This window comes from Cupriavidus sp. GW823-FHT07B10, from assembly GCF_058794355.1.
In genome coordinates, this window is the sequence record NZ_JBXAGS010000018.1 from 83854 (window position 1) to 102725 (window position 18872).

The 18872-nt window shown below is 67.6% G+C and carries 13 protein-coding genes; 5 read left to right on the forward strand and 8 right to left on the reverse strand.

The genetic code is table 11. The features are described from left to right. Positions 1 to 6: 6 nt before the first annotated feature. The gene (locus AC1Q6V_RS27925) at positions 7 to 750 is read right to left on the reverse strand and encodes a TetR family transcriptional regulator (protein ID WP_010811354.1); all 744 of its coding nucleotides are present in this window, start codon (positions 748 to 750) and stop codon (positions 7 to 9) included. A 617-nt stretch (positions 751 to 1367) separates the two neighbouring features. Here AC1Q6V_RS27925 and AC1Q6V_RS27930 point away from each other — a divergent pair. From AC1Q6V_RS27930 to AC1Q6V_RS27940, 3 genes are all read left to right on the forward strand, one after another. Next, on the forward strand, positions 1368 to 2618 hold the full coding sequence (locus tag AC1Q6V_RS27930) for an efflux RND transporter periplasmic adaptor subunit (protein WP_011616281.1): 1251 nt from the start codon (positions 1368 to 1370) through the stop codon (positions 2616 to 2618). A gap of 63 nt (positions 2619 to 2681) precedes the next feature. Next, a complete protein-coding gene (locus tag AC1Q6V_RS27935; RefSeq protein ID WP_011616282.1) occupies positions 2682 to 5834 on the forward strand; it encodes an efflux RND transporter permease subunit in 3153 nt (1050 codons plus the stop codon). A 2-nt stretch (positions 5835 to 5836) separates the two neighbouring features. Next, positions 5837 to 7324: an efflux transporter outer membrane subunit gene (locus AC1Q6V_RS27940; protein ID WP_010811357.1), complete on the forward strand. Its 1488-nt coding sequence runs from the start codon at positions 5837 to 5839 to the stop codon at positions 7322 to 7324. A gap of 68 nt (positions 7325 to 7392) precedes the next feature. Here the strand turns inward: AC1Q6V_RS27940 and AC1Q6V_RS27945 are convergent, their stop codons facing one another. The 7 genes from AC1Q6V_RS27945 to AC1Q6V_RS27975 form a co-directional block, all read right to left on the reverse strand. Continuing rightward, a complete protein-coding gene (locus AC1Q6V_RS27945; RefSeq protein WP_454750866.1) occupies positions 7393 to 8232 on the reverse strand; it encodes an OmpW/AlkL family protein in 840 nt (279 codons plus the stop codon). Positions 8233 to 8318: 86 nt separating this feature from the next. Then, entirely contained in the window at positions 8319 to 9599 is a 1281-nt protein-coding gene (locus AC1Q6V_RS27950) for a DUF2957 domain-containing protein (RefSeq protein WP_439671093.1), read from the reverse strand. Between the two features lie 37 nt (positions 9600 to 9636). Next, positions 9637 to 10989, reverse strand: coding sequence for a DUF2957 domain-containing protein (locus AC1Q6V_RS27955; protein ID WP_454750867.1), 1353 nt, complete (start codon positions 10987 to 10989; stop codon positions 9637 to 9639). Between the two features lie 251 nt (positions 10990 to 11240). Continuing rightward, positions 11241 to 12137 (reverse strand): DUF1571 domain-containing protein, encoded by an 897-nt coding sequence (locus AC1Q6V_RS27960; protein ID WP_010811361.1) that lies wholly within the window; start codon positions 12135 to 12137, stop codon positions 11241 to 11243. A 206-nt stretch (positions 12138 to 12343) separates the two neighbouring features. Then, a complete protein-coding gene (locus tag AC1Q6V_RS27965) occupies positions 12344 to 13318 on the reverse strand; it encodes a TetR/AcrR family transcriptional regulator (protein WP_454750868.1) in 975 nt (324 codons plus the stop codon). 268 nt (positions 13319 to 13586) lie between these two features. Continuing rightward, positions 13587 to 15182, reverse strand: a complete 1596-nt coding sequence (locus AC1Q6V_RS27970; RefSeq protein ID WP_454750869.1) for a GMC family oxidoreductase — start codon at positions 15180 to 15182, stop codon at positions 13587 to 13589. An 8-nt stretch (positions 15183 to 15190) separates the two neighbouring features. Beyond that, a complete protein-coding gene (locus AC1Q6V_RS27975; protein WP_011616288.1) occupies positions 15191 to 15796 on the reverse strand; it encodes a hypothetical protein in 606 nt (201 codons plus the stop codon). 114 nt (positions 15797 to 15910) lie between these two features. On the opposite strand from AC1Q6V_RS27975, the gene AC1Q6V_RS27980 reads away from it, so the two are divergent. Both AC1Q6V_RS27980 and AC1Q6V_RS27985 read left to right on the forward strand, forming a co-directional pair. Next, on the forward strand, positions 15911 to 16984 hold the full coding sequence (locus tag AC1Q6V_RS27980) for an AraC family transcriptional regulator (RefSeq protein WP_454750870.1): 1074 nt from the start codon (positions 15911 to 15913) through the stop codon (positions 16982 to 16984). Positions 16985 to 17242: 258 nt separating this feature from the next. Further along, positions 17243 to 18817 (forward strand): flavin-containing monooxygenase, encoded by a 1575-nt coding sequence (locus tag AC1Q6V_RS27985; RefSeq protein WP_454750871.1) that lies wholly within the window; start codon positions 17243 to 17245, stop codon positions 18815 to 18817. Positions 18818 to 18872: the final 55 nt, after the last annotated feature.

Genomic DNA, 18872 nt, shown 5'->3' on the forward strand with positions numbered 1-18872 from the left:
CGCCGCTCAGGGGACCAGGTCGCCGGTATCGAGCCCGCCCGGCTGGGCGTTCGGGCAGGCCTGCTGGCACAGCGTGGACAGTTCCCGGTCCAGCGCCGCCATCGGGCGCGGCACGTAGCCGTGGCGCAGCGCCGGCGAGAACTTCAGGGTATCGATGAAGGCGTCGGACATGCGCTCGGCGTTGGCGTCGAGGTCGAAGTCCTGGGGCGAGAACAGCCAGTGCGCCAGCACCCCGCCGATGGCGGCATGGAAGGCATTGACGGCCAGGTCCAGGTCCAGGTCGGCGGGCAGCTGGCCGCGCTCCAGGGCCAGGCGCAGGTGCTCGCGCATCTTGACCAGGCCTTCCTGGTGCGACTGGCGCTGGCGCTCGAAGATGGCGCCGTTGTCCTGCACCATCTCGCACTTGTGGAAGATGATCTCGAACACCCGGCGCCAGCGCGGGTTGACCACGGTCTGGCGCATCACATAGGCGCAGATGTCGCGGATGCCGCCCAGCGGGTCTTCCTGGCGCGCGAGCCGCTCGGGGTCGCACAGCGCTTCCACGGGCAGGTTGACGCGGTCGCACATGGCGGCGAACACATCGCTCTTGTTCTTGAAGTGCCAGTAGATCGCGCCGCGCGTGACACCCGCCGCCTCGGCGATGTCCGCCAGCGACGGGCGTGCCACGCCGCGGGCGTGGAACACGGCTTCGGCCGCGTCGAGAATCCGGTGGCGCGTTTCAAGCGCCTCTTCCTTGGTACGTCTGACCATTTTTGTCTCTGGTGCCGGCGGCATGACGCAATGGATCCGTCATGGCCAGCCTTGTTGGTTCTCCCTGGGTGCGGCCCCGCTGTGGCAGCCGCACGGCCGGCGCACGCGCCGGCGGGTCGTTGTCGTCACATGCCAATGTGCTTGCAGCCTGCGAGCCGATACGACGGCGCGCATCCTAACCCGAGCCGGCGATTTGCGCCGTGATTCCGAACGGGTGGGGAGCAATTTGGACCGGCCGGTTGGGTTTGACCGGGGGCGGGATCCGTATTGCCGCGGCCCTGCGGCGCAGGTTGTGCGCCGAAAGTCCCTTCTGCAACATCAACTTAACATACATGCTTGAATGTATATATAATACGCGCTTGTCCGGCATTCGGCCAGCCGCCTTCTGTGACATACCCAGCACAGTTGGCAATCCCTGCCGCAGGCCAGCCGGTCATGAATCCAGTCGTTACATAAAAGCCGCCGTTCGTCGCATTTGACACTGCGACGCCGCGATTTGTGGCTAGCATCACGCTTTTGTCCGCCGCAAACCGTGCGGCGGGCTGTGTCGTATCCGTTTGTCGGATGACAGGTCGGGACGATGCGGCAGATCTCAAATTGCCATCATGGGGTTATCGATGAGGAAGTCCCAACGTATCCGTTGCGTTGCTGCCTATGCACTAGCGGCACTGTCTGCCGTGGCGCTTGTTGCCTGCGGCGACAAGAAGGCCGAAGGCGGCGCCCCGCCGCCGCCGGAAGTGGGTGTGGTGACCGTGACGCCGTCGCCGGTCGCCGTCGTCAATGAACTGCCGGGCCGCCTGGAAGGCATACGCACGGCCGAAGTGCGTGCTCGCGTCGAAGGCATCGTGCTGTCGCGCAACTACACCGAAGGCGGCGAAGTGAAGGCCGGCCAGGTGATGTTCCGCATCGACCCGGCACCCTACCAGGCCACGCTGGCTTCGGCCCAGGCCGCGCTGCAGCGCGCCGAGGCCAACGCCGTGTCGGCGCGCCTGAAGGCCGATCGCTACAAGCCCCTGGTGGCCGTCAACGCGGTCAGCAAGCAGGAGTACGACGACGCCGTGGCCTCCGCCGGCCAGGCCAACGCCGACGTGGCCTCGGCCAAGGCGGCGGTGCGCACCGCCCAGATCAACCTGGGCTACACCACCGTGACCGCGCCGATCAGCGGCCGCGCCGGCCGTGCGCTGGTGACCGAGGGCGCGCTGGTGGGCAAGGGCGAGGCGACCAAGCTGGCGCTGGTGGAGCAGGTCGACCCGATGTGGGTCACCTTCACCCAGCCGGCTTCGGAAGTCACGCGCCTGCGCCGCGCCATCGAGTCCGGCGTGGTCAAGGGCGTCAACGGCGGCGCCAACGTGCGCCTGTTCGTGGAAGACGGCCGCGAGTACGAGCACACCGGCAAGCTGCTGTTCTCGGACATGACGGTCGACCCGACCACCGGCGCGATCACGCTGCGCGCGCAGTTCCCGAACCCGAAGCGCGAGCTGCTCTCGGGCACCTTCGTGCGCGTGAAGATCGAGCAGGGCGTGGACGAGAACGCACTGACCGTGCCGCAGCGGGCGCTGATCCGCGGCGCGCAGGGTGCCAGCGTGATGGTGGTGGGCACGGACGGCAATGTCGCGGCGGTGCCGGTCAAGGCGCCGCAGGCCATTGGCGACCGCTGGGTCGTGACCGAAGGCCTGAAGGGCGGCGAGAAGGTGATCGTCGAAGGCCTGCAGAAGGTCAAGGTCGGTGCGCCGGCCAGGGCGGTACCGTTCAAGCCGGCCGGGGCCTCGGCACCGGCCGCGGCGACGGCCTCCGCCCCGGCGGCGCCGGCCTCGGCCCCCAAGGCCGAGGGCCCGCAGCAAGCCAAGTCTGACGCCAAGCAAGGCTGAACCCTGCCGTACCACCAATACGGCAAATACGGCTAGACCGCTAGACCAAGAGGGAGCCAGTTTATGGCCAAGTTTTTTATCGACCGGCCGGTGTTCGCGTGGGTGCTCGCGCTGATCATCGTGCTGGGCGGCATATTGTCGATCCTGCAGTTGCCGATCGCGCAATATCCGAACATCGCCCCGCCGACGATCTCGGTCACCGCCACCTACCCGGGTGCGTCGGCCAAGACGCTGGAGGATTCCGTCACCTCGGTGATCGAGCAGGAGCTCAACGGCGCCCCTAACCTGCTCTACTACAACTCCACCAGCGAGTCGTCCGGCCTGGCGAGCATCACCATTGCCTTCGCGCCGGGTTCGAACGTCGACCTGAACTCGGTCGAAGTGCAGAACCGCCTCAAGCGCGTGGAAGCGCGCCTGCCGGCTGAAGTGCGCCAGCAGGGCGTGCGCGTGGACAAGGCCGGGAACAACTACATGATGTTCCTGACCGTGTCGTCCAAGTCCGGCACGGCCGACGCGATCCAGCTCGGCAACTATGTCTCGGCGCAGGTGATCGACTCGATCCGCCGGGTGCCGGGCGTGGGCCAGGCCGACCTGTTCGGCACCGAGTACGCCATGCGGATCTGGCTGGACCCGGCCAAGCTGACCGGCTACAACCTGACCCCGACCGACGTCACCGCCGCGGTGGGCGAGCAGAACATCCAGGTCGCCGTGGGCGAGCTGGGCGGCACGCCCTCGCCCAAGGGCACCGAGCTCAACGCCACCGTCACCACCGAAAGCCGCCTGACCACGCCTGAGCAGTTCGGCAACATCCTGCTGCGCACCAACCCGGACGGGTCTTCGGTGCGCATCAAGGACGTGGGCCGGGTGGAGCTGGGCGGTGCCGACTACTCGACGCTGGCCCGCACCAACGGCAAGCCGTCGGCGGCCATCGCCATCAAGCTGGCCCCGACCGGCAACGCGCTGGCCACGGCCACCGCGGTGCGCGCCAAGATGGAAGAGCTGTCCAAGAACTTCCCGGCGGACTACCAGTACTCGGTGCCTTACGACACCTCGGCCTTCGTCAAGATCTCGATCGAGGAAGTGATCAAGACCCTGCTCGAAGCCGTGGTGCTGGTGTTCCTGGTGATGTACCTGTTCCTGCAGAACTTCCGCGCCACGCTGATCCCGACGCTGGTGGTGCCGATCGCGCTGCTGGGCACCTTCGGCGCGCTGCTGGCGTTCGGCTTCTCGATCAACGTGCTGACCATGTTCGGCATGGTGCTGGCCATCGGTATCCTGGTGGACGATGCCATCGTGGTGGTCGAGAACGTCGAGCGGATCATGAGCGAGGAAGGACTCTCGCCACGTGAGGCCACGCGCAAGGCCATGGGCCAGATCACCGGCGCGATCGTCGGCATCACGCTGGTGCTGACCGCGGTGTTCATCCCGATGGCATTCTTCTCGGGCTCGGTGGGCAACATCTACCGCCAGTTCTCGCTGTCGCTGATCTCGTCGATGGCATTCTCGGCGCTGCTGGCGCTGACGCTGACCCCGGCGCTGTGCGCGACGCTGCTCAAGCCCGTGGAAGCCGGCCATCACCATGAGAAGACGGGCTTCTTCGGCTGGTTCAACCGCACCTTCGCGCGTTCGGCCACCAGCTACCAGGGCGTGGTCGCGCGCATCCTCAAGCGCTCCGGCCGCTACCTGATCATCTACGCGGTCATCATCGTCGGCGTGGTGGTGCTGTTCAAGCGCCTGCCGTCGTCGTTCCTGCCCGATGAGGACCAGGGCTACATGATCACCGTGGTGCAGCTGCCCAATGGCGCCACCCAGGACCGTACCATCGGCGTGCTCAAGCAGATCGAGGACTACTACCTGCAGAAGGAAAGCAAGGTGGTTGACCAGATGATCACGGTGGCGGGCTTCTCCTTCTTCGGCCGCGGCCAGAACGGCGGTATCGCGTTCGTGCGCCTGAAGGACTGGAAGGAGCGCACCGGCGACGGCGAGACCGCGCAGGCGCTGGTGGGCCGTGCCTTCGGCGCGCTGTCGTTCATCAAGGACGCGATCATCTTCCCGCTCAACCCGCCGGCGATTTCCGAGCTGGGCAACTCCTCGGGCTTTGACTTCCGCCTGCAGGACCGCACCGGCCAGGGCCACGCCAAGCTGATGGAAGCGCGCAACATGATGCTCGGCATGGCCGCGCAGAGCCCGGTGCTGATGGGCGTGCGCCCGGAAGGCCAGGAAGATGCGCCGCAGCTGCAGATCGACATCGACCGCGAGAAGGCCAAGGCGCTCGGCGTCACGGTGGCGAGCATCAACTCGACGCTGTCGATTGCGTTCGGCTCGAACTACGTCAACGACTTCATCTATGAAGGCCGGGTGCGCAAGGTGATCGTGCAGGCAGAAGGCTCAGACCGCCGCCTGCCGGACGACCTGACCAAGCTGCGCGTGCGCAACAACAACGGCGACATGGTGGCGTTTGCCGCGTTCGCGACCTCCAAGTGGGTAATGGGCTCGCCGCGCCTGGAGCGCTACAACGGCATGCCGGCGGTGAAGCTGGCGGGCCAGGCCGCGCCGGGCCGCAGTACCGGTGAAGCCATGCGCGTGATGGAAGAGAACTTCGCCAAGCTGCCGCCGGGCTTCGGCTTCGAGTGGTCCGGCCAGTCTTATGAAGAACGCCTGGCCGGCTCGCAGGAACCGATCCTGTACACGCTGTCGCTGATCATCGTGTTCCTGTGCCTGGCCGCGCTGTATGAAAGCTGGTCGATCCCGTTCTCGGTGCTGCTGGTGGTGCCGCTGGGCGTGCTCGGCGCGCTGCTCGGCGTGACGCTGCGCGGCATGCCCAACGACGTGTACTTCAAGGTGGGCCTGATCGCTACGATCGGCCTGTCGGCGAAGAACGCCATCCTGATCGTGGAATTCGCCAAGGACCTGCAGGCGCAGGGCAAGGGCCTGATCGAAGCCACGCTGGAAGCGGTGCACCTGCGTTTCCGCCCGATCCTGATGACGTCGATGGCGTTCATCCTGGGCGTGCTGCCGCTGGCGATCGCCACCGGTGCGGGTTCGGCCAGCCAGCGCGCCATCGGTACCGGCGTGATTGGCGGGATGATCACCGCCACGGTGCTGGCGATCTTCCTGGTGCCGGTCTTCTTCGTGGTGGTGCGCAAGCGCTTCAAGGGCAGCAAACGCCAGCGCATGCTCGACCAGAAGTGGCACGAGCCGAAAGAGGAAATCTGAACATGACCAAGACTCTGACCACACTGCTGCTGGTGGCCGGCGTTCTGACGGGGTGCACGCTCGCGCCCCACTATGACCGCCCTGCCCCGCCGGTGGCAGACAGCTTCCCGGTGGCGCCCGAGGGCTACGCCACTGCCGAGGCCAAGAGCGGCGAGACCCGCCGCGCCGTCGACATCGGCTGGCGCGAGTTCTTCCGCGACCCGCGCCTGCAGTCGCTGATCGCGACCTCGCTGGACAATAACCGCGACCTGCGCACCGCCGCGCTGCGCATCGAAGAAGCGCGCGCGCTGTACCAGGTGCAGCGCGCCGACCTGCTGCCCACGGTGAACGCGAACGCCGCTTACACCCGAGCCAGCACCAACGCCGCCGGGACCTCGACCGTGCTCGGCCAGCCCGGGGTGACGCAGGTCTACCAGGCCAACCTGGGCATCTCGTCCTACGAGCTCGACTTCTTCGGCCGCGTGCGCAGCCTGTCGAACGCGGCGCTGGCGCAGTACTTCTCCACCGAAGAGGCGCATCGTTCGGCGTATATCTCGCTGGTGTCGGAAGTGGCCAAGGCCTATCTGTCCGAGCGTTCCTTCGCCGAGCAGTACGAAATTGCGCGGGACACGCTCAAGGCGCGCGAGAGCACCTATGGGCTCGCCAAGCAGCGCTTCGACGTCGGCGCCACATCCGCGCTGGACCTGCGCGACAACGAGTCGCTGGTGGCCCAGGCGCGTGTCGCCGCCGCGCAGCTAGCACGCCAGCGCGCGCAGGCGCAGAACGCGCTTGAAGTGCTGGTGGGCAAGCCCATCGGCAGCATCGGGAACCTGCCTGAGCCGATGCGGCTGTCGGACGAACGCATCATCAGCGATATCCCCGCGGGCTTGCCGTCGGACCTGCTGGAGCAACGCCCGGACATCCGCCAGGCCGAACAGCAGTTGCTGTCGGCCAACGCGAATATCGGCGCGGCACGCGCGGCGTTCTTCCCGCGCATCACGCTGACCACCAGCGTTGGCACCATCAGCCCGACGTTCTCGAACCTGTTCGATGCCGGCACCAAGGCGTGGTCGTTCGCGCCGCAACTGACGCTGCCGATCTTCGACTATGGCCGCAACAAGTCCAACCTGGACCTGGCCAACGTGCGCAAGAACATCCAGATCGCCAACTACGAGAAGACCATCCAGACGGCCTTCGCGGAAGTGGCGGATGCGCTGGTAGCACGCGGCACGCTGGAAGACCAGGTCTCCGGCCAGGAAGAGGTGCGCAACGCCGAAGCCGCGCGCTACGAGCTGGCGCGCCTGCGGTTCCGCAGCGGCGTGGCCAGCTACCTGGACGAACTCGATGCGCAGCGCCAGCTGTTCACCGCCGAGCAGGCGCTGATCCAGGCGCGGCAGCTGCGGCTGAACAACGCGATCGACCTGTACCGGTCGCTGGGCGGTGGCTTGCAGGAAAACAGTCCGGTGGCGCAGCAGGCGACGCCTGCGCAACCGGGGACGGTGACGCAGTAAAGGTTGCCGCTTGCCGTTGCAGCAATAAAAAACGACGCGCTCAGGCGCGTCGTTTTTTTCTTTCAGCGTCAGAACTTGTACGAAGCCGCCAGGAAGAACACCAGCGGATTCGGCTCCAGCTTGGTCTTCGAGGTCGACAGCACGGTCCCGTCGGCCGCCTTGATCGTCATCGTCGACGTCGTCTTCAGCGGGATATAAGTTACCGCCGCCGTCAGCCCCCAATGCTCGTCGAAGTTGTAGGTGCCGCCGATATTGAACACGGGCGCCCATGACGACGACGCATCCGCACCCACCGAAGTCGGACCTGGGATGCCCGCCCCCGCCGCCAGGATCGCGCCGAGGTTGTTGTTGACCGAGCTCGCAAACGCCGGATTGACCTCGATGTTGGTAAAAAAGTTGTACGACACCCCCAACCCCAGGAACGGGCGGAAGCGCGTGCCCGGATCCAGGAAGTGGTACTGCACCATCGCCGCCGGGCTCCACTGGCGTGCCTTGGTGACGATGGGGTTCAGCGACGGATCGCCCAGGCTCTGGCGCCCGAGCGCTCCGGCCGGGCCGGGCGGGATCAGTTCGCCGTGGCCGTAGAGCTTGAACTCCGGCGGGATGCCGCCCACCGCGGTGATCGCGATATGGTCGGAGACGAAGTGGCTGAAGGTCAGCCCCAGCGTATTGGCGTTGGATGACGAGATGCTGCTGCCCGGTGCGGTGAAGCTGGACGGCAGCCCGAGCGGGTAGTTGATCGGCACGTCGAGCAAGGTGGTAGTCAGCGGAGCGCTCTGGCCGTGGGTCTGGATATGGAACCAGCCCGCGGATACCACGTTGTCGCCCTTCTTCTGGGCGTGGGCAGGCAGGGCGAAGCTGGCCAGCGCGGCCAGCATCAGTGTGAGCGTGAGGCGTATGGTTTTCATCTTGTGTCCCCGGCAGTGGATGTCTCTGTATGGTCGGATCGTGGCGCAGTGGCCCGGGCTGCGATGGCCCGGGCCTGGCAGCGTGCTTACTGCACGAATGCGCCGACGGTGAAGTACGGGCCGCTGTCGCGCTGTTCCAGGAAGCCGAACACGCCGCCGGTGAACATCAGCTTGCCGGTCGGCGCCGAGCCTGCAGGCGCATCGCGCCGCGACGTGCGGACCACGCCCGGCACCTGCTGCGAGAAATCCAGCCGGTACGGGATGGCGAGCGAGGCATCATGCGGCCGGAACGGATCCATCATGGTGGCCGCGGCGCCGACCAGTGCCGTCACGCGGTAGTTGAAGTTGCTGTCCACGCCGACGTATTCGCCGTTGACCGTGCCTTCAGTAAGCGCTACCGCCGGCGCCATCATGCCGATGCCGATCTCGTCGTCGGCACCAAGCGGGCCGTTGGCGAGCGTGTCATTGGCATAGCCCACGCGGATCATGACCGGCACCAGCTGGCCGCGCAGCTTGCCCACGATCAGGTAGGCCTTGCCCAGCGTGCCGCCCAGCGTGGGCGGCTGGCTCTCGGCCTTGTAGTTGGTCGACAGCAGCGCGCCGCTCGCCTGCGGCACGAAGTTGTTGCCCTTGCGCTCGCACGTGTTGGTGGCGTTGTCGCAGACGGTGAAGGAACCATCGGCAGCCAGCGCCATGCGGTAGTCCTGCGCCACCAGCTGGAACTGCTTGGACGGCACCTCGTGGAAGCCCGTGCCGTTGTACTGGCCGGCAATCTTCGACAGGTCGGTCTCGGTCTGCGCGAAGCCGATGAACTGGAAATACGGGAAGGTGGTGTCCGGCACCGCGCCGGCGCCCAGCACGCCGTTGAACTGGATGCGCGCGCCCGGGATGGTGCCGCCCACCACGCCTTCGCCGACGAAGAGCTTGGCCGGACGGTTCGGATCGAGGCTGGCGCCGCTCAGCTCGAACGCGCACTGGTTGAGCTTCTCGGTCGGCAACCCCGTCTCCGCCTTCAGCGTGCCGCGCATCACGTTCTGCCCGTTGGTGGGATCGCTGCGCGTGGGCTGCACGGTGCCGGTCTGGCGCGGCACCGACGAGTCCACGAAGGTCACCTGCCAGGTCTTTTTGGTGGTGTCGATCTGCACCTTCACCAGCTCGCCGGAGCCGGTGCCGCCGGTAAAGGTGGTGGAGTAGTCGAGCGCTGCCGGGCACAGCCGCGTCTGCACCGCGGCCGGCGTGGACGGCGCGTCGTCGCCGCCGCCGCCACCGCAGGCGGCGAGCATGGCGGTGGCGGCCACGGCCAGCGCACGCGCCGGCACCGTGGATGGGCGCGAGGCCCGCGGCAGGATCAGTCGAAGGGGTTGCATGGCGTGGTCTCCTCGGTTTTGTGTGTTCTTGGTGGACTCAGGGTGCTGCCAGCACGCCGACGCGGAAGGTCGGGCTGGCGCTGCCGGTGCCGGACAGGTGGCTGAACACGCGCCCGCTGGCAATCAGCGCACCGGTGGTGCCGCTGTTGTCGGTGGTGGCGATCATTCCCGGCGCGTTCTGCGTGAAGTCGAGCTGGAAGGCACCGGTCTGGTTCATCGTCATCGGGTCCAGCAGCTCCACGCGCGCGCCCTTGACCAGCGAGGCGGTGTAGACAAAGTCGCTGCCCGAGCCGATATAGCCGCCGTCAAGCTGGCCGCTGGCCAGTGCCTTCGCCGGCGCCATCAGTGCCAGGCCCGATTCGTCGTCGACATTGACCGTCAGTGGCAGCAGCGAGATCTGCGCGTAGCCGGTGCGCACCAGCAGCGGCACCAGTGCGCCGTTGAGCTTGCCCACCACCATCAGCCCCTTGGCGCGGCTGGCGTTGTTGCTGGTGATGGCAGCACTCTGGAACGACGGGTAACGGCGGCTGCCATCGGCATTGCTGCTTTCGAAGGCACCGTCGGCGCTGCGCAGCTTCCAGCTGTTGCCGGTGCTGAGGCAGCTGCCGGCCGCGGCCGTGCAGCTGCCGTCGGCGTTCAGCGTCTCGGTGGTCTGCGCGGTCGCGGGCGTGAAGTGGCTCGACGAAGTCAGCGAGCCGCCGGACGGCACCTGGTGGTAGCCCAGCAGGTTGTAGCTGCCGGCCACCCTGGTGAAGTCGGTCTCGGTCTGTGCGAATGCCAGCACCGGGTAGAACGGGAACGTGGTGGCCGGGATCGCACCCAGCCCGAGCACGCCCGGATAGGAGATGGTGGCACCGGGGATGCCGCCGCCGGCAACGCCATTGCCCAGGAAGATCACCGGCGGCCTGGCGCTGTCGATATTGGCCTGCGAGGTGCCGTCGGATGCGGTGGCCGTCTGCAGCGCGACTGCGCAGCGGTTCTGCTCGGCGGTCGGCAGCGAGGTCAGGTTGGCGAAGGTGCCGGTGAAAGTCACGCCCGCGCGCGTCGGGCTGACGCTGCCGGGTTGCTTGGGCACCGGCGACTCGATGATCTCCAGCTGGTAGGTGTGGGCCGCGGTGTCGAAGCGCAGCTTCACCAGTTCGCCCGCGCCGGAGCCGCCGGTGAAGGTGGTGCTGTAGTCCAGTGCCGCCGGGCACAACGACCCCGGCGGGCCGCCGATGGTGACCGGCCCCTGCGCGGGGCACGTGCCCGTGTCAGCGCATTGCGGTGCCTGCGTGCCGGCGCGCGGCGCCTCTTCATCGCCGCCGCCGCCACCGCAGCCGGCCAGCGCCGCGGCAAGGCTCACCCCTGTCAAAACCAAAGTGCTGCGTCGAAGCATCGACATGGTCATTGCCTGTCTCCTGATTTTTTCTTGGCGACCCCTGGTTCTGGATCTGGTGTCCGGCTCTGCGGCCGGATCCCTCCCGGGTGCGGCGACTCTCGCCGCTCACGTGTTTTTGCGTCAATAGAGCGGCCGTTCCAAACAGGCGCGCCTGGCGTGCATGCCGCACGTGGCGGTGGATTGCGGGTGTTGCACGGACTGCGCGGCAAAGCGGCGCGGCCACCGATTCAAACGCACGGTGCGCGCCGCTTTGCCGCATCTCAGAAGCGATAGTCAGGATTGGCCGGATCGAACGCCGAGGCCTCGAAGGTCTTGCGCACCAGCTTGTCGAACACGATCTTCTCGACCATGTTGCCGTCGGCATCCCAGGCGGTTTCCACGCGGATATACGGATGCTTCAGGTCCAGCATCAGCTGCACCTTCTTGGCGTAGTACTGCGGCGCGCCGGCCGGCAGGTCCCAGGTCAGCGCCACCATGCGCACGCCCTGCTCCTGCACGATCTCGGCCTTGCTGTACTTCTCGGACAGGCCGGCGGCCCGCAGCGACCTGGCATCGCGCTCCAGCATCGACAGCACGAACTGGAAGCCCAGGTCGCGCACGGTGTGGTTGGACTGCGAGCGCGCCAGGGTGCCGTCCAGCGCAATCCACATCGAGGTGAAGCCCAGCACGCCGCCCAGGTGGCCGTACATCTCGTCCTTGCGGCGGGTCTCGTCGTAGATGATTTCCTGTCCCGACTGCGCGCCGCCGGGCAGCCACTTGGCATAGAGCTGGCGCGGCTGGTGGCGGTAGCGGATCTGCATCCTGGCGGGCTGGTCCTGCCACTGGTTGTTGAGCCGTTCCTGGCGCGACATCCAGTACTCGTACTCGGGATAGCGGTTCATCTCGGCGCGCGCCCATTTCAGCAGTGCATCCGGCTGCAGCGCGTGGAACACGGCCAGCACCTGCTCATCGGACAGCCGCGCGAGTTCGCCGCTGGCGACCTGGCGCGAGAACAGTGCGGCTTGCTGTGCGGATGTCTGGCCGTCATAGCCCGTGCCCGCGGCGGCGGTGGTTGTGGCCGTCTGGGCCATGGCCACGGGGGGCATGGCCAGTGGCGCAGCCAGCAGTCCGATGACGGCACCGGCGACGGCGGCAAGGTAAAGCGGTTGGATCGACATGGCAGCTTCCTCCTCAAGATGTCCGCCAGGAGGCGGAGCGCGGGCAGCGCAGGGCGAACGGGGCCACCGCCGCGCCCTTGGGAAATCCGATAAGGCGCACGGGGTCCGCGGGGCCTGTGCGTGGCCTCGCTGGATGGATCGACGGTTCAGTTTTTGCGTGAGGGCGGTGGCGCCGCCCCGGCGGTAACCGGGTGCGGCGCGCGCCGCTATGTCCTGGTGCGCATTCGCATCCAGTCATCCAGCGGGTTGCTGGGGAAGCTCACGGTTTGCTCGCGCGCGCGGACCGGCATGCTGGTCACGGCTGAGCGTTTGGTGCCCTCATTGCGCACGGTGCGTGCGCTGATGCGGGCCTTGCCGAGGGCGGCGGCGGTCTGGCTGGCCGCATCGCCCATGGTTGCCGCCATCGCGGCGCAACTGGCACTCAGTTCATCGGCAGACTGCGCCGCGGCCAGCCTGCTGGCGCGCTCCCTGGCCTGCTGCTGCTCGCCAAGCTCGAACACCGACTGCAGGGCCGAGAAGTCGTCCGCACTGGGTTGCGCCACGTTCAGCACGGCTTCCACCATGGCGGTGAGCTGGGCCAGCACGTGCGCATCGCTCATCTGCCGGCCCTGCGTGAACGCGGGCAGCAGGTTGGTGAGCTCTTCGCCGGCCAGCACGCCGGCCAGCGCCTTGAGCGCAAACTGCAGGCGCCAGCCGAGCTCATGCCGCGGCAGCGCCGGAATGGCGCGCGAGAAGGCGTCGAAGAAGCGCCCGTACACCGGGGCGTAGTGCTCCAGCAGGTATTGCTGGATAAAGGGCGAGGTATCCGAATACACGCGCCCGAGCAGCCGCAGGAACGACGGCCCGCCCACCGACGGGTCGCGTGCCATCTGCAGCGCGGGCACGAACAGCGCGCCCATCACGTGCTCGCAGCGGATGCTGTTGCCGGGCCAGCGCGCTTCGCACGCATCAAGCAGCGCCAGGCGCCGCGCGTTGAGCGGATCCAGCCGCCGGCTCAGCACGGCGTGCATCATGATGTCTTTGCTGCGGAAGTGGTAGTTCACGGCGGCCAGGTTGACGATGGCGCGCGACGTGACCTGCCTGAGCGAGGTGGCTTCATAGCCGACCTCGGTAAACAACTTTTCCGTGGCGTCGAGAATCCGGGCCTTGGTGTCTCCTGCCGAGCTTTTGCCGGTCTTCATGGGGGCGTCTCTCTTCGTTGCTGCCTTAAACCCCTTAGCAATTTGCTACGCTGTTCCGCTCCCTGCTCTGACGGCATACGGATGCTTGAAACAGCTGTACGAAGCCTATCCACCGCTTCGAGCGTTTCACAAGAGCTGAATTGGAGTGGACATTCTAATTGCGCCACTGGTGTGGGGAATCGCACAACAATGTCGCCGGCAACCTGCATGAAGCAGGCATGCCGGATGCCTGCAATGCAGGACATTGCAGGCTTGCGCGGCCAATACCTCATGACGTGAGGCTCCGTGCCAGCGCGTCCGCATTCTGCGCCGTCAGCGCGAACACCGACAATTGGGGATTGGCCCCCACGCTGGTCGGGAACACCGAGCCGTCGAACACCGACAGGTTGGCCAGCTGGTGGTGGTTGCCATGGCTGTCCACCACGCCGCCGCGCGCATCGTCGCTCATGCCGCAGCCGCCCATCAGGTGCGCGGTGAACAGCGCGGTGCGGAAAGGCTTGAGCGGCAGTTGCGCGATGGCGTCGCGCGCCTCGGGCCAGCTGCGATACTCGGCGGCGTCCAGGTGGGCGGGCCGCACGCGCTCCGCACCGGCCGCAAACTGCGCCTGCGCCATGCTCAGCCATGCGCGCCGCACGCCGTCCCAGGCGTAGTCGCTCATCTCATAGTCCAGCAGCGGGCTGCCGTCGGGCGCCAGCCGCACGCGCCCGCCCGCGCTCTCTGGCACGAAGCCGTCGCGCAGCAGTGCCAGCATGGCGTTGGTATGGGGCAGTTGCGCCATGTCGCGGCGCAGCGCCTCGCCCACGCCGTTGACCACGCCCGCGCTGATGCCGGGGAACAGCGGCGGCACCTCCAGCTTGTAGCCCATCGGCCCGGTCGCACCGTCCTTCCACTGGAAGTGGTCGGAAGCGATCGACTGCGGTGCGCCATAATAAGGATCAATGCGCTCCGGCATTTTTGCGATGGTGATATTCACCGGATGGATAAACGTGCGTAGTCCCAGCCGCTCATGCGGGTCCGGCACGCGCGAGCGCAGCAGCAGCGCCGGCGTGTTGATGGCGCCGCCGGCGGCGATGAAGTGCCTGGCCCGCACGATCACGCCGACGCCGGTGGGCGTGTAGCCATCGGCGCCCAGCGCCTCGCCGGTGACCGACTGCACGCGCTTGCCGTCATGGTCCAGCGTGCGCACGCGCACGCGGTGCACCAGCGTCGCGCCGCTGGCCAGTGCCGCGGGGATGGTCGATACCAGCATCGACTGCTTGGCATTGACCGGGCAGCCCAGCCCGCAATAGCCGGAGTTCCAGCAGCCCTTCACATTGCGCGGGATCACGTGCCATTCCCAGCCCAGCGTCTCGCAGCCGCGCTTGAGCACGTCGTTGTTGGGATTGGGCGCCATCGCCCAGGGCGCGATGCCCAGGCGCTCTTCCACTTTCCTGAACCACGGCGCCATGTCGGCCTCGCTGTGTCCGGTGACGGCGTGATGCGTGGCCCAGTGCGCCAGCGTCTGCGGCGGCGTGCGGAAGCTCGACGACCAGTTGACCGTGGTGCTGCCGCCGACGGAGCGGCCCTGCAGGATGGCGATGGCGCCGTCGGCCGTGGTGCGGGCCGCGGCCTCCTGGTACAGCTCGCGATAGGCGCGGTTCTCGTCCATGTCGCGGAAGCTGTCCGAGGTGCGCAGCGCCCCCTCTTCCAGCAGCACCACGCGCAGGCCCGCGCGGCTGAGCGCCTCGGCGCTGATGCCGCCGCCCGCGCCGCTGCCGACGATGACGACGTCGGCATCGAGCGTGCGCGTGGTGGTGAAGGTGGCAGCGTCCAGTACCTTCCAGCCGGCGGCGATGCCGGCGTCGTAGAGATTGTCGATGGCCATGTCGGGGATCAGGCGTGCAGCGCCTTGTAGACGGCCGCGTTCGGGCCGGGATAGCCGCTGCCCGCCCATGCGGCCGGCAACACGTAGTAGCTCACGCTGATGAGCTTGACCAGCACCACCGCGCCGGCATTGAGCGTGGCCAGGCGGCTGGCGCGCCAGCGCGCCAGGAAGGCCTGCACCTGCGTGGGCGTGGCCGCGCTCCAGTCCTGGCGGATGCCGGTCAGCGCCCAGCGCAGCGGCATGCTGGCCAGCAGTCCGAACAGCTTGCGCAGCTCGGCTTGCGCGCCCGCGCCCATGGCGGCGCAGGTCGCGTCGATATTGCGCAGCGCGTCCTGCTCCAGGGCCGCGCGCCGTGGCGGCGGCGCTTCGGCCAGCTCGGTGACGATGGCCGGCAGCAGCGCGCGCAACATCGCCACGTCTTCCGGGCGCAGCCAGGTCATGCCGGCCTGCGGCGCGGGATGGGCCGATGAGCAGCCGGCCAGCGACGGCACCAGCGCGGTACAGGCCAGCGCGGCCGAGAAGCCGAGGCCGACTTTCAGGAAGCCGCGCCGCGTCAGCGCGTGCAGCGCCTCGGCATCGGCATCCGCACGGCGGTGTGGATGATTGGGGGCCATGTTGTCTCCTTGCGTCGGTCTCTTGTATTCAGGCGGGGCAGGCCCGCATTGACGCTACCCGGAGTATGGATAAAGATCGGTGCCCGGTCTTGATCCCGCACGACAGGTGAATTGATGCCACGCGCCAACCAGCCCGACGGCGGTGCCAGTGGTACGCAAGCGGGCACCGCATTGGGCACCGTCTCGCTTGCCTACCTCCGCGCCGTGCTCGACCACGGCGCGCGCCAGGGCATTGCCCCGGCCGAACAGCTGCGCGCCGTCGGCGTGCCGCCCGAGCTGCTGCATGCCACCGGTGCGCAGACCGCCACGCGCATTCCCGGTGCCGCCTACCTGGCGCTGCTCGACTGGCTGGAGCAGGTCACCGGCGATCCCGATGTCGGCCTGCGCGCCGGCGCCGCCTTCGCGCCGCGCCACTATGCCGAGATGGGCTACGTGGTGCTGACCACGCCCACCGTGCGCGACGCCATCCTGCAAGGCATCCGCTATGAGGTGCTGGCCAACGATATCGGCGGCACCCGCCTGATCGAAACGCCGCATGCCGCCTGCATGACCTGGGAAGCCCGGCATGGCCCGCTGTCGCGCCATGCGCATGAGCTGCACATGGCAACCTGGGTGGTGTTCGCGCGCTGGCTGATCGGTGAGCAGCACGTGGCCACCCAGGTGGAATTCCCGCATCCCGCGCCGGCCGATACCCGCCTGCATGCCGACGTGTTCGGCTGCCCCGTGGTCTTCAACGCCGCGCGCCATGCCATGCATATCGAACGGGCCTTGCTGGACCTGCCGTCGCTGCAGGCCGACGCGGGCATGCAGGCGCAGATGACGCGCATCGCCGATACCCAGCTGCAGCAGATCGCGCCGGCCGGGGCCGACGCCTTGGCGCAGGCGCGTGCCTATATCAGCGGGCGGCTGCCGCAGGGCGAACTGCCGATTGCCGACGTGGCCGCGCACATGAGCCTGCCCGTGCGCACCCTGCAGCGGCGGCTGCAGGCGCAGGGCATCAGTTATTCACAGCTTGTGGATAACGTGCGGCGCGCGCTGGCGGAGCAGTATCTTGCCGATCCCGGCATCAGCCTGGCGCAGTGCGCGATGCGGCTCGGCTATTCCGAGCAGAGTGCCTTCACCCACGCCTTCAAGCGCTGGACCGGTGAAACGCCGCACGGCTGGCGCCGCAAGGGACAGGGCGCCTAGCGCCTGAATGTTGCGGCCACGCCTTCGTGATCCGCGAAGCCTGAAAAAAATCTCCCGGTTTCAAACACACGACCGAATCCCATGGCGCAAGCGCCTGCGGGGTGGCATCGCCTTGTTTTATGTGCGCGAAACGCCGCTGGAAATCCCCAAAAATTAGAACCATCCTTCAACTCACGGCATTGACCACCTGCCCTGCGCTTCCTACGATGACATCCATCAATGTCACAATAAACACTGTAATAACGGTGAGGAACGCCCATGAATGCACCCGCGGAGCTGCCGCAGCAGGCATCCCCTGCCCTTGAGCACACAGACATTGCCATCATCGGCAGTGGCTTTGCCGGCCTCGGCATGGCGATACGGCTGCGCGAACGCGGCGAGCGCAACTTCCTGATCTTCGAGAAAGCCGGCTCCGTCGGCGGCACCTGGCGCGACAACCACTACCCGGGCTGCGCCTGCGATGTGCAGTCGCACCTGTATTCCTTTTCATTCGCGCCGAACCCCGACTGGTCGCGCATGTTCTCGACCCAGCCGGAGATCCGCGCCTACCTGGAAGGCTGCACCGACCGCTTCGGCCTGCGCCCGCACCTGCGGCTGCACCATGAACTGCGCCACGCCGCCTGGGACGAGGCCGCGCAGGTGTGGCGCCTGGAGATGGCAGACGGCAAGGTGGTGCGGGCGCGCGTGCTGGTCTCCGGCATGGGCGGGTTGAGCCGGCCTTCCTACCCCAATATCCCGGGGCTGGATTCGTTCGAGGGTGAGTGCTTCCACTCGCAGCACTGGAACCACGCCTATGCGCTCGCTGGCAAGCGCGTGGCGGTGATCGGCACCGGCGCCAGCGCGATCCAGTTCGTGCCGCAGATCGCGCCCCAGGTGGCGCAGCTGGACCTGTACCAGCGCACCCCGCCGTGGATCATGCCCAAGCCGGACCGCGAGGTCAGCGCGACCGAGCGCTGGCTGTTCCGCCGCCTGCCGTTCACGCAGACGCTGGTGCGCACCGGCATCTACTGGATGCTGGAATCGCGCGTGCTGGGCTTCGTGCTGCATCCGAAGATCATGAAGGTGGTGGAGCGCGTCGCGCGCCGCCATCTGGCCAGGCAGGTGCGCGACCCCGCCTTGCGCGCAACGCTGACGCCGGACTACACCATCGGCTGCAAGCGCGTGCTGATCTCCAACGACTACTACCCGGCGCTGACGCGCGACAACGTGGACGTGGTCACCACCGGCATCGCCCGCGTTGAGCGCGACGCGGTGGTGCTGCGCGACGGCACGCGCCGGCCCGCGGACTGCATCATCCTGGGCACCGGCTTCCATGCCACCGACCCGCTGCCGCGCGGCGTGATCTCCGGCCTTGACGGCGTGGACCTGGTCGATGCCTGGCGCGACGGCGCGCAGGCCTACCTGGGCACCACCGTGGCGGGCTTCCCCAACCTGTTCTTCGTGGTCGGCCCCAATACCGGCCTGGGCCACAGCTCGATGGTGTTCATGATCGAGTCGCAGGTGGCCTACATCGCGGACGCCCTGCAGCAGATGCGCCGCGAAGGCGTGCAGGCGGTGGACGTGCGCGAGCCGGTGCAGCGCCGCTTCAACGAACGGCTGCAGGCGCGGCTGGGCCATGCGATCTGGTCCGCCGGCGGCTGCGCCAGCTGGTACATCGACCCGCGCAGCGGCCGCAACACCACGCTGTGGCCGGGCTTCACCTGGCAGTTCCGCCGCGCCACGGCCAGCTTTCGCATGACCGACTACGACCTGTACCCGGTGCGGCGCGCATTGCCGGACGACACCGCAATGCAGCCCGGGCCGGCCGATATCGCCACGGTCGCCGGTGCCTGACGCACACGCATTCCCCCTGGTTCACACCCAAAAGAACGACATCACCGGAAGGAGA

What these genes read in the sequence shown, in the direction of transcription:
- AC1Q6V_RS27950 (WP_439671093.1), bottom strand. Translation starts at nt 9,599, where the DNA reads ATGCAACCCCTTCGACTGATCCTGCCGCGGGCCTCGCGCCCATCCACG.
- AC1Q6V_RS27955 (WP_454750867.1), bottom strand. Translation starts at nt 10,989, where the DNA reads ATGACCATGTCGATGCTTCGACGCAGCACTTTGGTTTTGACAGGGGTG.
- AC1Q6V_RS27985 (WP_454750871.1), top strand. Translation starts at nt 17,243, where the DNA reads ATGAATGCACCCGCGGAGCTGCCGCAGCAGGCATCCCCTGCCCTTGAG.
- AC1Q6V_RS27925 (WP_010811354.1), bottom strand. Translation starts at nt 750, where the DNA reads ATGGTCAGACGTACCAAGGAAGAGGCGCTTGAAACGCGCCACCGGATT.
- AC1Q6V_RS27980 (WP_454750870.1), top strand. Translation starts at nt 15,911, where the DNA reads ATGCCACGCGCCAACCAGCCCGACGGCGGTGCCAGTGGTACGCAAGCG.
- AC1Q6V_RS27935 (WP_011616282.1), top strand. Translation starts at nt 2,682, where the DNA reads ATGGCCAAGTTTTTTATCGACCGGCCGGTGTTCGCGTGGGTGCTCGCG.
- AC1Q6V_RS27945 (WP_454750866.1), bottom strand. Translation starts at nt 8,232, where the DNA reads ATGAAAACCATACGCCTCACGCTCACACTGATGCTGGCCGCGCTGGCC.
- AC1Q6V_RS27930 (WP_011616281.1), top strand. Translation starts at nt 1,368, where the DNA reads ATGAGGAAGTCCCAACGTATCCGTTGCGTTGCTGCCTATGCACTAGCG.
- AC1Q6V_RS27975 (WP_011616288.1), bottom strand. Translation starts at nt 15,796, where the DNA reads ATGGCCCCCAATCATCCACACCGCCGTGCGGATGCCGATGCCGAGGCG.
- AC1Q6V_RS27970 (WP_454750869.1), bottom strand. Translation starts at nt 15,182, where the DNA reads ATGGCCATCGACAATCTCTACGACGCCGGCATCGCCGCCGGCTGGAAG.
- AC1Q6V_RS27965 (WP_454750868.1), bottom strand. Translation starts at nt 13,318, where the DNA reads ATGAAGACCGGCAAAAGCTCGGCAGGAGACACCAAGGCCCGGATTCTC.
- AC1Q6V_RS27940 (WP_010811357.1), top strand. Translation starts at nt 5,837, where the DNA reads ATGACCAAGACTCTGACCACACTGCTGCTGGTGGCCGGCGTTCTGACG.
- AC1Q6V_RS27960 (WP_010811361.1), bottom strand. Translation starts at nt 12,137, where the DNA reads ATGTCGATCCAACCGCTTTACCTTGCCGCCGTCGCCGGTGCCGTCATC.